Annotated in this window: 12 protein-coding genes; 6 read left to right on the top strand and 6 right to left on the bottom strand. The window is 63.7% G+C overall.

What is annotated here, in order from left to right:
- Positions 1 to 23: 23 nt before the first annotated feature.
- The 4 genes from B9A31_RS09480 to B9A31_RS09465 are packed head-to-tail and all read left to right on the top strand — an operon-like array spanning position 24 to position 3,369.
- On the top strand, positions 24 to 758 hold the full coding sequence (locus B9A31_RS09480; protein WP_019096995.1) for a hypothetical protein: 735 nt from the start codon (positions 24 to 26) through the stop codon (positions 756 to 758).
- Positions 755 to 1,951, top strand: coding sequence for a hypothetical protein (locus B9A31_RS27280; RefSeq protein WP_174244666.1), 1,197 nt, complete (start codon positions 755 to 757; stop codon positions 1,949 to 1,951). The genes B9A31_RS09480 and B9A31_RS27280 overlap by 4 nt, the downstream gene beginning before the upstream one ends.
- Before the next feature lie 23 nt (positions 1,952 to 1,974).
- Positions 1,975 to 2,601, top strand: coding sequence for a response regulator transcription factor (locus B9A31_RS09470; RefSeq protein ID WP_019096993.1), 627 nt, complete (start codon positions 1,975 to 1,977; stop codon positions 2,599 to 2,601).
- 45 nt (positions 2,602 to 2,646) lie between these two features.
- Positions 2,647 to 3,369 carry a response regulator gene (locus tag B9A31_RS09465; protein WP_025754906.1) on the top strand — a complete coding sequence of 241 codons (723 nt, stop codon included), beginning with the start codon at positions 2,647 to 2,649 and terminating at the stop codon, positions 3,367 to 3,369.
- Here the strand turns inward: B9A31_RS09465 and B9A31_RS09460 are convergent.
- Positions 3,352 to 3,504 carry a DUF3309 family protein gene (locus tag B9A31_RS09460; RefSeq protein WP_012271016.1) on the bottom strand — a complete coding sequence of 51 codons (153 nt, stop codon included), beginning with the start codon at positions 3,502 to 3,504 and terminating at the stop codon, positions 3,352 to 3,354. The genes B9A31_RS09465 and B9A31_RS09460 overlap by 18 nt on opposite strands.
- A gap of 220 nt (positions 3,505 to 3,724) precedes the next feature.
- Between B9A31_RS09460 and B9A31_RS09455 the strand changes: the two genes are divergently transcribed.
- Both B9A31_RS09455 and csrA read left to right on the top strand, forming a co-directional pair.
- Positions 3,725 to 4,534: an SDR family oxidoreductase gene (locus B9A31_RS09455; RefSeq protein ID WP_019096991.1), complete on the top strand. Its 810-nt coding sequence runs from the start codon at positions 3,725 to 3,727 to the stop codon at positions 4,532 to 4,534.
- Between the two features lie 120 nt (positions 4,535 to 4,654).
- Positions 4,655 to 4,834: a carbon storage regulator CsrA gene (csrA, locus tag B9A31_RS09450; RefSeq protein ID WP_019096990.1), complete on the top strand. Its 180-nt coding sequence runs from the start codon at positions 4,655 to 4,657 to the stop codon at positions 4,832 to 4,834.
- Between the two features lie 4 nt (positions 4,835 to 4,838).
- Here csrA and B9A31_RS09445 read toward each other — a convergent pair whose 3' ends face one another.
- The 5 genes from B9A31_RS09445 to mnmC all read right to left on the bottom strand — a co-directional run bounded on the left by B9A31_RS09445 (position 4,839) and on the right by mnmC (position 12,123).
- On the bottom strand, positions 4,839 to 5,066 hold the full coding sequence (locus B9A31_RS09445) for a YheU family protein (RefSeq protein WP_004575803.1): 228 nt from the start codon (positions 5,064 to 5,066) through the stop codon (positions 4,839 to 4,841).
- Positions 5,067 to 5,148: 82 nt separating this feature from the next.
- The gene (locus B9A31_RS09440; protein ID WP_025754907.1) at positions 5,149 to 6,333 is read right to left on the bottom strand and encodes an osmoprotectant NAGGN system M42 family peptidase; all 1,185 of its coding nucleotides are present in this window, start codon (positions 6,331 to 6,333) and stop codon (positions 5,149 to 5,151) included.
- 67 nt (positions 6,334 to 6,400) lie between these two features.
- Positions 6,401 to 8,146, bottom strand: coding sequence for an N-acetylglutaminylglutamine synthetase (gene ngg / locus B9A31_RS09435; protein ID WP_019096988.1), 1,746 nt, complete (start codon positions 8,144 to 8,146; stop codon positions 6,401 to 6,403).
- Positions 8,147 to 8,149: 3 nt separating this feature from the next.
- The gene (locus tag B9A31_RS09430; protein WP_027614781.1) at positions 8,150 to 9,937 is read right to left on the bottom strand and encodes an N-acetylglutaminylglutamine amidotransferase; all 1,788 of its coding nucleotides are present in this window, start codon (positions 9,935 to 9,937) and stop codon (positions 8,150 to 8,152) included.
- Between the two features lie 221 nt (positions 9,938 to 10,158).
- Positions 10,159 to 12,123 (bottom strand): bifunctional tRNA (5-methylaminomethyl-2-thiouridine)(34)-methyltransferase MnmC2/FAD-dependent 5-carboxymethylaminomethyl-2-thiouridine(34) oxidoreductase MnmC1, encoded by a 1,965-nt coding sequence (gene mnmC / locus B9A31_RS09425; RefSeq protein ID WP_025754729.1) that lies wholly within the window; start codon positions 12,121 to 12,123, stop codon positions 10,159 to 10,161.
- Positions 12,124 to 12,183: the final 60 nt, after the last annotated feature.

The raw sequence follows: 12,183 nt of genomic DNA, 5'->3' as shown, positions 1-12,183 counted from the left end.
CAATGGACCCAGGGAGCTTTGCAATGAGAGTGCCCCAGATACTGGCCATCGCACTGTTGGCCATGCCGCTGGCTGCAGCGGCCGCACCCGAGCTGAATATCGGTGGTTTGTATGACTACCTTGACGGCAACAAAAGTACCCTGCTCAAGAAGGTGCGCAATGGCGGCGACAGCACGGCGTTCGTCAAGGTCAGTGTCGTCGAGCTGGTGTATGACGAAGCTGGTGTAGCGCGGGAGATCGACACCGAAGGCCTGCCGCTGGAGCAACGAGGCCTGGTCGCCAGCCCCGCCCGGTTGATCGTGCCGGCCAAGGGCATGCAGGTGGTGCGCCTGCTGTATCGCGGCTCGCGGGCCGAGGAACGCTATTTCCGCCTGCGCTTCATGCCCGTGTTGCCAGAGTTGGGTGACGGATTTGCCGTGGACGAGCAACAGGCCCAACAGTATCGAGACAGCCTCAGGGCGGGAGTGAATTTGCTGGCCGGTTTTGGTTCGCTGCTGTTCGTCAGGCCTGCGCAGGCGCACTACCAGACGCCGGTCCGGCGGGAGGGCGGGTTGTTGACCGTGGTCAACGAGGGCAATGCCACCGTGGTGCTTGACCATTTTCGTCAGTGCCGCGCACCGCAGGAGGCTTGCGAGCCGGCCACCAAGCATCACTTGCTACCTGGGCGTAGCCGCCAGTTTGAGGGGGATGTTGCGCACGTTCACCAGTTCGAGCTTCACGAAGGTGACCAGCGCACGGCCATGGTATTGAAGCGATGAAAGTGTTGATGAAGCTGCTGGCAGGTTCCTGGTTGGGAGGCGTACTGTGGCTTGCCCCACCCGTTGCTTTGGCACTCGATGTGACGATAACGGCGCAGTATCTGGGAGGGGGAACGGGGCGGTTCGACAACACCACGCCGCCAGGTGGATTGTGCAGCAGCTGGTTCGCTACATGCAGGACCCGCACGACGGTAACGTTACCCATTACCTACGATAAGAAAACCACCAAGGGCGCTGCCGATCCACGCGATCTTTTCTATGTCGGCTTGCCGGCGAAGCGTGAGGTCGATATCTATCACGATACAACCGGCGAATCGCGACGCCTTACGTTCGAGTGGACGGCCCTCAGTCAGCGAGTGCAGATTGCCAGTCATTTTTATAATCACCCGCTTTACAATCTGACCCTTAGTGGCGGGTGCAGAGCGGTGGGGAGTGTTAGTCAGGAACGGCCCGCCAAGGTCAGCTACCTATGGGATATCACCCAGCCGTCGGCCCCTTCACCTTGCTGGGGCTTTGGTCGGGCTGCACCGAACGGACGGGTGGAAATTGCTTCGGTACTGGAAACCAGCGTTGCTTATGCAATGAACATCACCCCCCCTTTTCGGATGCCAAGTGGCACCTACCGGGGCAGCGTGACTTACAGTATTGGCCCTGGCGGCGACTTTGACTTTGGCAACGATGTCACAGCCCTGAGCGGCAACAGCCTGACCGTAAACTTCGTGCTCGATGTACAGCACGCTTTCCTCTTCGAGTTCCCGCCAGGCTCCGAGCGTGCGGTGCTGGAGCCGCCAGGTGGCTGGCAAGCCTGGCTGGCCGGCGGCAAGCCACCCCAACGGCTCAATCGCGACCTGCCATTCAGGGCCTGGTCAACAGGCCCGTTCAAGGTTTACAAGCTCTGCCAGTACGATGTGGGTCCCGAGTGCGGGATTCGCAACGAGCACAATGATCAGGTGCCAGTACTGGTCGCACTCACCCTCCCAGGGGGTATCCAGCACGCTGGGGGGCAGGTTGAACGCCTTGCCCTGCCAAGTGGCGCTCAGGCGGCGCTGCAGTTCGACGCTGTGACACCGACCCTCAACCGTCGCGGCCAGCTGCATTTCGACGTTGACAGGAGCCAGGTGCAAAACATGCTGAAGCATCCCGGCAGTACTTACACCGGGCAGGTAACCGTCGTCTTCGATGCTGAACTGTAGGCATCACCAACGAGAGAGGCACCATGCACACAGCCCTGGTGGTCGATGACCACCCCTTTATCCGCGCTACCGTCTGCATGCTGTTGCGCCAGCAGCGTGTGCAGGTGGTTGGCCAGGCGGACAATGGCATAGACGCCGTGCGCCTGGTACGCGAGTTGGCGCCGGACCTGGTGATCCTCGACATTGCGATGCCAGGCCTGGACGGGTTGGAAGTGATCGCCCGGATCAAAGCCTGCGGCCTTGCGTGCAAGGTCGTGGTGCTGACCTCGCAACTGGCCGAAGCTTATTCACTGCGTTGCCTGCAGGCCGGTGCCGCAGGTTATGTGGCCAAGACCGATGACCTGGACGAACTGGGCAAGGCCGTCGCTGCCGTGCTGTCGGGCTTCACCTACTACCCTGAAGTGGCGATGAGCTCGGTTTGCAGGCGCGACCTGCGCACCAGTGAAGCCCAGTGCATTGCCAGCCTCACCGACCGTGAATTGACGGTGCTGCTGTACCTGGCCCGTGGCTATGGCAACAAGGCCATCGGTGAAACCATGCTGTTGAGCAACAAGACCATCAGCACCTACAAAACGCGCCTGCTGGAAAAGCTCAGGCTCACTTCGGTCGTTGACCTGGCGGATTTCGCACGCCGCAATCAACTGATCTGAACGTGCTTTTGCGTGACGCTGAAGCCATGTCGGTGGCGTTGATCCATGTCGTTGCGTGTACTGGTGGTAGATGATGCGTTGATCAACCGCTTGTTGCTGTCACAACAGCTCGATCATCTCGGGCATCAGGTTCAACTGGCCGAAGACGGCGCACAGGCGCTACGCCTGTGGCTCGGTGGTCATTTTGATGGGGTGATCACTGACTGCAACATGCCCCGGCTTGACGGGTATGCCCTGGCGCGCGCCATCCGTGAGCACGAGCGGCGCAGTGGCCGGCCACAGTGCCGGGTTATCGGCATGACAGCTACGTTTACACCCGCGGTTCGGGCGCGTTGCCGCGCAGCCGGGATGGATGACTGCCTGCTGAAGCCGCTGAGCCTGAAGCGCCTGGTACAAACGTTGGCCCCGATCTGCCCTGCAGTGCTCGACATTGAACATGTGCAGCGCCTTGTGGGTAATGACAAGGCAGCACTGCACGCGTTACTGGAAGCGTTGCGCTCCAGCAACGCTCAAGACTTTCAGCAACTGAGCGAGTTACAGGAGAACGTTGAGGCCTTGGGCCTACTCGCCCATCGCATCAAAGGGGCTGCGCGCATCGCCCGCGCCAGGGAGGTGGTTTACCAGTGCGAGCGTCTGGAACGCCAATGTAGCGACAAGACGCTCGCACCCGTCGACCTGAAAAGGGACGTGGAGGCACTTCGCCAAGCGATGCTGTATCTGGATCGCCAACTGGCCTCACACGCCCTGCGGTCAAATCATGCCGAGTAACAGGAGCACCAGCAGAATCACCAGTACCACGCCCACGATGCCCGAAGGGCCGTAGCCCCAGCTACGCGAGTGTGGGAAGACCGGTAAGCCACCAATCAGCAGAAGGATCAGGATGATGATGAGAATCGTGGTCATGACGGAATCCTTGCATGGTTGAGGGTCAAGGGCCTCTAACGGCTGGCCTCTTGTAAGTAAGGACCGGCGCCGCGCGGGAAAGATTCCATTTGTGTGCAGCCGGGCGGGCGTAACTGACCATGGAGTCATGCCCACCCATTCACTACCCTGATGAACCCTGCCTGTGCGCCTGGTCTTGATTAGACTCGCTGCACAACCACTTGGAACAAGGCCAGCCACCATGCAAAACCGCATCATGATCACCGGCGCCGGGTCCGGCCTCGGCCGCGAGATCGCCCTGCGCTGGGCGCGTGAGGGCTGGCGCCTGGCGCTGGCCGATGTCAATGAAACCGGCCTGCGCGAAACCCTGGCGCTGGCCCGCGAAGCGGGCGGCGATGGCTTCGTTCAGCGCTGTGACGTGCGTGACTATAGCCAGCTGACAGCCCTGGCCCAGGCCTGCACCGAGCAGTTCGGCGGTATCGACGTGATCGTCAACAATGCCGGTGTTGCCTCGGGCGGGTTCTTCGCCGAATTGTCGCTGGAAGACTGGGACTGGCAGATCGCGGTCAACCTGATGGGCGTGGTCAAGGGCTGCAAGGCCTTTTTGCCGCTGCTGGAGCGCAGCAAGGGCCGCATCATCAACGTCGCCTCGATGGCCGCGCTGATGCAGGGGCCGGGCATGAGCAACTACAACGTGGCCAAGGCCGGTGTGTTGGCCCTGTCGGAAAGCCTGCTGGTGGAACTGCGCCAGCTGGAGGTGGCGGTGCATGTGGTGTGCCCATCGTTCTTCCAGACCAACCTGCTGGACTCGTTCCGTGGCCCGAACCCGGCGATGAAGGCGCAGGTTGGCAAGTTGCTGGAAGGCTCGCCGATCAGCGCGGCGGACATTGCCGACTACATCCATCAACAGGTCGCCGCTGGCGAGTTTCTCATCCTGCCGCACGAGGCAGGGCGACAAGCCTGGCAACTGAAACGCCAGGCCCCTGAGCGGCTGTATGACGAGATGGCCGAAATGGCGGTGAAAATGCGCGCAAAAGCCCAATCGCGATGAATGGTCTGTAGGAGAAGCTACCCGGCAATGTAGGGCTCTTCTGAATAGTGATGGAGCTATTGAGTAGCCGAATGCCTACGAGGCAGGCTCTGGTTTTCCCGTTGGCAGGAGGATCGGAACATGCTGGTAATAGGGCGCGAAGTAGGCGAGATCATCGTGATCGGTGATGACATCCGGATAATGGTGGTAGAGACCCGGGACGGGGTCGTGCGCTTTGGCGTCGATGCCCCGCGTGAGGTGCCGGTGCATCGGGCCGAGGTGTACAAGCGCATCAAAGCGGCGAAGCAGGGCAAGGCCTGACCCGCTATTCCAGTAGCTCACGGGGCACGTCATGCTTGGCCAGCAACTGGCACTGCTGGCTCTCAAGGTCGAACAGGATGAACGCCTGCCCCTTGGCCAATGCCTGGCGTACCCGCAGCACCCGGGTTTCCAGTGGGGTATCGTCGCCATTGTCGGTGCCGTCGCGGGTGACGAAGTCTTCGATCAGGCGGGTCAGGGTTTCGGCTTGCAGTTGGTCGTAGGGGATCAGCATGGCAGGTGTTGTCTGAAGTAGGTGTGGGCATGCTACGCGAAACATTCGATATTTTGGGGACGCAAAGCGGCCCCAAACGTCCTCAACCTTTATTGCCAACCAGGCTGTCCACCGCCGGCACCCGCGTGTCGCTCTCCATTTGCGCATCATGCTCCAACTGGTGGCTGAAGCGCTCGAGCGAAGCATTGGCCGGCTGCGAGTCGCTGGCGAACACCGGTGGGCTCAGCAGGTAAGCCGACAACAACCGGCTCAGCGCTGCCAGGCTGTCGATATGGGTGCGCTCATACCCATGGGTGGCATCACAACCGAATGCCACCAGCGCCGTACGAATATCGTGCCCCGCGGTCACCGCTGAATGGGCGTCGCTGAAGTAATAGCGGAACAGGTCGCGCCGCACCGGCACGTCGTGGTCGCCGGCCAGTTTCAGCAGGTGCCGGGACAGGTGGTAGTCGTAAGGCCCCGACGAATCCTGCATGGCCACGCTCACCGCGTGCTCGCTAGACGCTTGGCCGGGCGCTACCGGGGCAATGTCGATGCCGACGAACTCGCTGACATCCCAGGGCAGGGCGCCCGCCGCTCCCGAGCCGGTTTCTTCGGTGATGGTGAACAGTGGGTGGCAGTCGATCAGTGGTTGCTGACCGCTTTCAACCACGGCCTTCAGTGCCGCCAGCAGCGCGGCTACGCCGGCCTTGTCGTCCAGGTGTCGGGCGCTGATGTGGCCGCTTTCGGTGAACTCGGGCAAGGGGTCGAAGGCCACGAAGTCACCAATGCTCACGCCCAGCGCCTCGCAATCGGCACGGGTGGCGCAATAGGCATCCAGGCGCACTTCCACATGCTCCCAGCTCACCGGCATCTGGTCGATGGCGGTGTTGAAGGCGTGCCCGCTGGCCATCAGCGGCAGCACGCTGCCACGGTATACGCCAGTATCGGTGAATACGCTGACACGACTGCCTTCGGCGAAGCGGCTGGACCAGCAACCCACCGGTGCCAGGGCCAGGCGGCCGTTGTCCTGCAGCTGGCGCACGCTGGCACCGATGGTGTCCAGGTGGGCGGATACGGCACGGTCGGGGGAGGTTTGCCGGCCCTTGAGCGTGGCGCGGATGGTGCCGCGCCGGGTCAGCTCGAAGGGGATGCCCAGCTCGTCCAGGCGCTCGGCCACGTAGCGCACGATGGTGTCGGTGAAACCGGTGGGGCTGGGGATGGCGAGCATCTCCAGCAGCACGCGTTTGAGGTATTCGAGATCGGGTTCGGGATGTCGGTCGGACATGGTCGGGGACTCCTTTAATCCTGTGCTGGCCTCTTCGCGGGCATGCCCACGAAGAGGCCAGCAGCCTTTACGCCAGAGGCCGGCTATGCGGAAACAGCAGGTCGATAAAACGCTCGGCGGTAGGCTGCGGTTCATGGTTGGCCAACCCGGCACGCTCGTTGGCCTCGATGATCACGTACTCCGGCTGCCCGGCATCGCGCACCATGAAGTCCAGCCCCACCACCGGTATCTCCAGTGCCCGCGCAGCGCGCACGGCAGCGTCTGCCAGTACCGGGTGCAGGCGTTCGGTCACGTCTTCCAGGGTGCCGCCGGTGTGCAGGTTGGCGGTGCGCCGCACGGCCAGGCGCTGGTCGGCGGGCAATACGTCGTCATAGCCAAAGCCTGCCGCCCGTAACGTGCGCTCGGTTTCATCGTCCAGCGGAATGCGGCTTTCACCAGCGGTTGCCGCCTGGCGACGGCGGCTCTGGGCATCGATCAACTGGCGGATGCTATGCCTGCCGTCGCCCAGCACCTGGGCCGGGTGGCGGATGGCAGCGGCCACCACTTCGTAGCCGATCACCACGATGCGCAGGTCGAGCCCGGCATGAAAGCTCTCCAGCAGCACGCGGCTGTCGAACTGGCGGGCGTGCGCCACGGCGCGGGTGATGTCGTCGATGCAGGTCAGGTTTACCGCCACGCCCTGGCCTTGCTCGCCATCCACCGGCTTGACCACCACTGCGCCATGCTCATCGAGAAACGCCAGGTTGTCGTCAGCATTGCCCGCCAGCTGCTGCGCCGGCACCTGCAGCCCGGCGTTGTGCAGCGCATGCCGGGTCAGGCGTTTGTCCTGGCACAGGGTCATGGTCACGGCGCTGGTCAGGTCACTGAGCGATTCGCGGCAGCGAATGCGCCGCCCGCCCAGGCTCAGGGTGAACAGGCCGCCAGCGGCATCGTCTACCTGCACGTCGATACCCCGGCGCAGGGCTTCGTCAACGATGATGCGGGCGTAGGGGTTCAGCTCGGCTTCAGGGCCCGGGCCCAAAAACAGCTGCTGATTGATGCCGTTCTTGCGCTTGACCGCAAAGGTGGGCAGGTTGCGAAAGCCCAGTTTCTGGTACAGGCGCTTGGCCTGGCGGTTGTCATGCAGCACCGACAGGTCGAGGTAGGCCAGGCCCCGGCTCATGAAGTGCTCGATCAGGTGGCGCACCAGCACTTCACCCACGCCGGGGCGGGTGCACTGCGGGTCCACTGCCAGGCACCACAGGCTGCTGCCGTGCTCCGGGTCGTCGAAGGCCTTGGCGTGGTTCAGGCCCATGACGCTGCCGATCACCGCGCCGCTGTCTTCGTCTTCGGCTAGCCAGAACACCGGGCCGCCCAGGTGCCGGGGGGTCAGCAGCGTGGCGTCCACCGGCAACATGCCGCGTGCTTGATACAGGGTGTTGATGGCCTGCCAGTCGGCCGGGTTCTGTGCCCGGCGTACGCGAAAGCCGCGGAACACCCGCTGCGCCGGACGGTAGTCGGTGAACCACAGGCGTAAGGTGTCGGACGGGTCGAGAAACAGCTGTTGCGGCGCCTGGGCCAGCAACTGCTGTGGCGCGGCCACGTACAGGGCGATATCGCGTTCGCCGGGGCGTTCGTCCAGCAGGTCATTCGCCAGACTGACCGGGTTGGGGTAGGTGTGGCCGATCAGCAGCCGGCCCCAGCCACAATGCACGGCACGTGGCTGGTCGTGGGGCTGGCTGCCGTCGCCGGCCAGGCGTGCCTGCAGGCGCTCGTAGGATGGCGCCTGGCCGCGCAGCAGGCGCTGACCGTAAGCGATTTCATGGGCTTTCATCGGTCAGATTCCTTGTTCGCTCAGCCACAGGTTAAGCGCCGCCAGTTGCCATAGCTTGGATCCGCGCAGCGGTGTCAGCTGGCCATGCGGATTGCTGAGCAGGCGGTCGAGCATGGCCGGGTTGTACAGCCCACGGTCCTGGCTGGGGTCGGTCAGCAGCTCGCGTACCCAACCCAGGGTGGCGCCTTCCAGGTGCTTCAGGCCCGGTACCGGGAAGTAGCCCTTCTTGCGGTCGATCACCTCATGCGGGATCACCCGTCGCGCTGCCTGCTTGAGCACCTGCTTGCCGCCGTCGGGCAATTTGAAGCGCGCCGGAATGCGCGCCGACAGTTCCACCAGGCGGTAGTCGAGGAACGGTGTGCGTGCCTCCAGGCCCCAGGCCATGGTCATGTTGTCCACGCGCTTGACCGGGTCGTCCACCAGCATCACCGTACTGTCCAGGCGCAGGGCCTTGTCCACTGCATCCCGGGCACCGGGGCGGGCGAAGTGTTCGCGTACGAAGTCGCCGGCCGCGTCGGTTTCCAGTAGCCAGGGCGCCTGCACGGTGTTGCGGTACTCGGCGTGGCTGCGGTCGAAGAACGCGTCGCGATAGGCGGCATAGGCATCCTCGGCGCCGTCCACCTGCGGGTACCAGTGGTAGCCGGCGAACAGCTCGTCCGCGCCCTGGCCGCTTTGCACGCCCTTGCAATGCTTGGCCACTTCCCGTGACAGCAGGTAGAAGGCGATGCAGTCGTGGCTGACCATCGGCTCGCTCATGGCACGGAACGCGGCCGGCAGTTGGTCGATGATCTCGTGTTCGGCAATGCGCAGCTGGTGGTGGCGTGTGCCGTAGTGTTTGGCGATCAGGTCGGAATACTGGAACTCGTCGCCACGTTCGCCGCCAGCGTCTTCAAAGCCGATGGAGAACGTCGACAGGTCGTCCACGCCCACTTCGCGCAGTAGGCCGACCAGCAGGCTGGAGTCGACCCCGCCGGACAGCAGCACACCCACGTCCACTGCAGCACGCTGACGGATGGCCACAGCGTCGCGTGTGGCGTCGAGCACGCGGGTGGTCCAGCCTTCCAGGTCCAGCTCGCGCTCGTCCGGGTTGGAGCCGTATTTCAGCTGCCACCAGGTCTGGCGTTCCACTTCACCATGGCAGTCGATGCGCATCCAGGTGCCGGGCTCCAGCTTCTGCACATTGGCCAGCAAAGTGCGCGGTGCCGGTACCACAGCGTGGAAGTTCAGGTAATGGTTGAGCGCCACCGGGTCGAGCACAGGGTCGATGTCGCCACCCTTGAGCAGGGCCGGCAGGGTCGAGGCGAAGCGCAGGCGCTCGCCGTTGCGCGACAGGTACAGGGGTTTGACGCCCAGGCGGTCGCGGGCCAGGAACAGGCGCTGGTTGTCGCGCTCCCAGATGGCCAGCGCGAACATGCCGTTAAGCTTGGGCAGCAACGCCGCGCCCCAGGCGTGGTAACCCTTCAGCAGCACCTCGGTATCGCCGTCGGACCAGAAGGTATAGCCCAGGTCCTGTAGCTCCTGGCGCAGTTCGGGGAAGTTGTAGATGGCACCGTTGAAGGCCAGTGACAGGCCCAGGGTGTTGTCGACCATCGGCTGCGCCGAACCGTCGGACAAGTCCATGATTTTCAGGCGCCGGTGGCCCAGGGCGATCGGGCCCTGGCTATGGAAGCCCCAGGCATCCGGGCCACGCGGGGCCAGGTGATGGGTGATGCGCTCTACCGCAGCCAGGTCGGCTGGGCGAGGGGCTTGGTCGATGGGGGTGAAACGCAACTCTCCTGCTAATCCGCACATAAGTCCTTACCGGTTTTTCCGTTGGGGAGGGGGTGCCCCGGATTAGGGCACCTTAAGGAACTGACCTATGTGATTTTTGAGAGTTTTAGAACGATTTGTTATATGAGGTTGAGAGGGTAGGTGCTTGTCGTGAGCTTTGTGGTGTTGCGCGAATCGAGCGCCGCGCGGGCGGCGCTCGATCTCACAGGCGCAGCAAATCCGTCGGCAAGCCCCCGATGCAATCACTTACCCCGAATCAGCTTACGCAACGCAAACCGGTTCGGATGACAAGCCTCCGCCACTGCCCGCGGCAACGGCAACGGTTCCCCGCAGACCCAAGCCGCCACCAGCTCGCCACTTAGCGGCGCCGTGATCAACCCGCGCGACCCGTGCCCGCTGTTCACATACAACCCCTCCAGCCAAGGGCAGGCCACATCCGGCACCTGACGCGCATCCCGGCTCAGCACCGCATATGCCTGGGCAAACGCCTGCACATCAGCTACCGGCCCCACGATCGGCAGGTAATCCGGGCTGGTGCAACGGAAGGCTGCGCGCCCCTGCAACTGCTCAGGGGCCAACTCGGCTGTGCCCAAGCGCTGCGCCAGGTCGACGGAAATCTCGTCCAGCAGCGCCAGGTTGCCCTGGTGTTCGGCAACCGTTGGCGCCAGGTCTTCGCTGTGGAAGTCGAAGCTTGCGCCCAAGGTATGCTCGTCCCCGCGGGGTGGCGCTACATAGCCCTCTGCGCATACCACCGTGCTGAGCATGCGGCTGCTGGCAGTGGCCGGCAGCCGGGTAATCTGCCCGCGAATACGTTTGAGCGGCAACTGTGCGCAAGGCTCGAAACGCCGAACGTCGGCGGCACCGGCCAGGATGACCACAGGCGCACTGGCCAGCAGGCGCTCACCCGCCCAGGCTTGCCACTGGTCATCCACCTTGCGCAGCTCAAGCACTTCCTGGTGTGTCATCAGCTGAATCCCCGGGTGCTGCAACTGCTGCTGGCACAGGGCAGGCGGGTGCACCCAACCGCCTTCGGGGTAGAACAGGCCGCCGGCAGGCAGGGCCACACCGGCAATGGCTTCGGCCTCGGTGCGCGTCAGGGTGTGTAGCAAGGCGTGGTCGAAAGCGGCAGCCAGCTTGCCTTGGCGTTCGGCCTCTTTGCTGTCGAAGGCCAGTTGCAGCACCCCGCAGGCATCCCAGTCCTGGCCACGCTGCAAGCGCTCGAGCTGGCGACGGGTGTAGCCGAAGCCGGACAGGATCATTTGCGACAGCGCGGTGCCATGCGCAGACAGCTTGAGGTACAGCACCCCCTGCGGGTTGCCCGAGGCTTCCCGGGCCGGTGCATCGTGGCGTTCCAGCACGGTCACCTGCCAGCCACGCCGGGCCAGGCTGGCAGCGGTTGTGCTGCCAGCGAGCCCGGCTCCGATCACGAGCGCTTCACGCGGTCCTGGAATGGCCGGCGGGCGCGCATACCAAGGCGCATTGGGGCCGGGCCGGGGGCCGACGTAAGCGCCGCTCATCACTTCCCACTTCTTGCCGATGCCCGGCACCTTCTTCATGGCGAAGCCGGCTTCGACCAGGCTGCGGCGTACCCAACCCGTGGTGGTGAAGGTGCCCAGCACGGTGCCGGCGTGCGACAGCCGCGCCAGTTGCGCGAACAGCTCCGGGGTCCACATGTCGGGGTTCTTCGCCGGGGCGAAACCATCGAGGAACCACACATCGATCTGCGCATCGAGCTGCGGCAGCTGTTCCAGTACATCACCGACCAGCAGCGTGAGGGTGACCCTGCCCTCGGCGAAGGTGAATTGCTGGAAGCCCTGGTGAACCGCCACGTATTGCGCCAGCAGCGGCTCGGTGTAGGCGGCAAGCTCCGGCCACAGGTTTACTGCGCGGGCCATGTCGGCCAGGCTGAGTGGGTATTTCTCGACGCTGACGAAGTGCAGCCGCGCGTTGCTGTGGGCATGTTCTTCAAACAGCTGCCAAGCGCAGAAAAAGTTCATGCCAGTGCCAAAGCCGGTTTCGCCGATCACCAGGCAGGCGTGCGGGGCCAGGTTGGCAAAACGCTCGGCCAGGCGGGTCTGGCCGAGGAACACATGCTTGGTTTCTTCGATGCCTTCGTTGACCGCGAAGTAGACGTCATCGTATTGCCGCGAGTGGGGGCGGCCCTGGTCGTCCCAGTCGATCTGGGCATGCTGGAGGAGGGTGGACATGGTTGGCTCGGTTGCAGCAGATGGGCGGGATTTTATGCCATCTGGTGATTTTGCACAGGC

The sequence above is a fragment of the Pseudomonas sp. URIL14HWK12:I5 genome, from assembly GCF_900176445.1.
Classification (GTDB): Bacteria; Pseudomonadota; Gammaproteobacteria; order Pseudomonadales; family Pseudomonadaceae; genus Aquipseudomonas; species Aquipseudomonas monteilii.
The sequence above is the reverse complement of the archived record's forward strand: the minus strand, read 5'-3'. Positions and strand labels throughout refer to the sequence as shown.

Bases quoted from the DNA above. Each gene is read 5' to 3' on its own strand.
- B9A31_RS09480 (WP_019096995.1), top strand. From the start codon at position 24: ATGAGAGTGCCCCAGATACTGGCCATCGCACTGTTGGCCATGCCGCTG.
- B9A31_RS27280 (WP_174244666.1), top strand. From the start codon at position 755: ATGAAAGTGTTGATGAAGCTGCTGGCAGGTTCCTGGTTGGGAGGCGTA.
- B9A31_RS09470 (WP_019096993.1), top strand. From the start codon at position 1,975: ATGCACACAGCCCTGGTGGTCGATGACCACCCCTTTATCCGCGCTACC.
- B9A31_RS09465 (WP_025754906.1), top strand. From the start codon at position 2,647: ATGTCGTTGCGTGTACTGGTGGTAGATGATGCGTTGATCAACCGCTTG.
- B9A31_RS09460 (WP_012271016.1), bottom strand. From the start codon at position 3,504: ATGACCACGATTCTCATCATCATCCTGATCCTTCTGCTGATTGGTGGC.
- B9A31_RS09455 (WP_019096991.1), top strand. From the start codon at position 3,725: ATGCAAAACCGCATCATGATCACCGGCGCCGGGTCCGGCCTCGGCCGC.
- csrA (WP_019096990.1), top strand. From the start codon at position 4,655: ATGCTGGTAATAGGGCGCGAAGTAGGCGAGATCATCGTGATCGGTGAT.
- B9A31_RS09445 (WP_004575803.1), bottom strand. From the start codon at position 5,066: ATGCTGATCCCCTACGACCAACTGCAAGCCGAAACCCTGACCCGCCTG.
- B9A31_RS09440 (WP_025754907.1), bottom strand. From the start codon at position 6,333: ATGTCCGACCGACATCCCGAACCCGATCTCGAATACCTCAAACGCGTG.
- ngg (WP_019096988.1), bottom strand. From the start codon at position 8,146: ATGAAAGCCCATGAAATCGCTTACGGTCAGCGCCTGCTGCGCGGCCAG.
- B9A31_RS09430 (WP_027614781.1), bottom strand. From the start codon at position 9,937: ATGTGCGGATTAGCAGGAGAGTTGCGTTTCACCCCCATCGACCAAGCC.
- mnmC (WP_025754729.1), bottom strand. From the start codon at position 12,123: ATGTCCACCCTCCTCCAGCATGCCCAGATCGACTGGGACGACCAGGGC.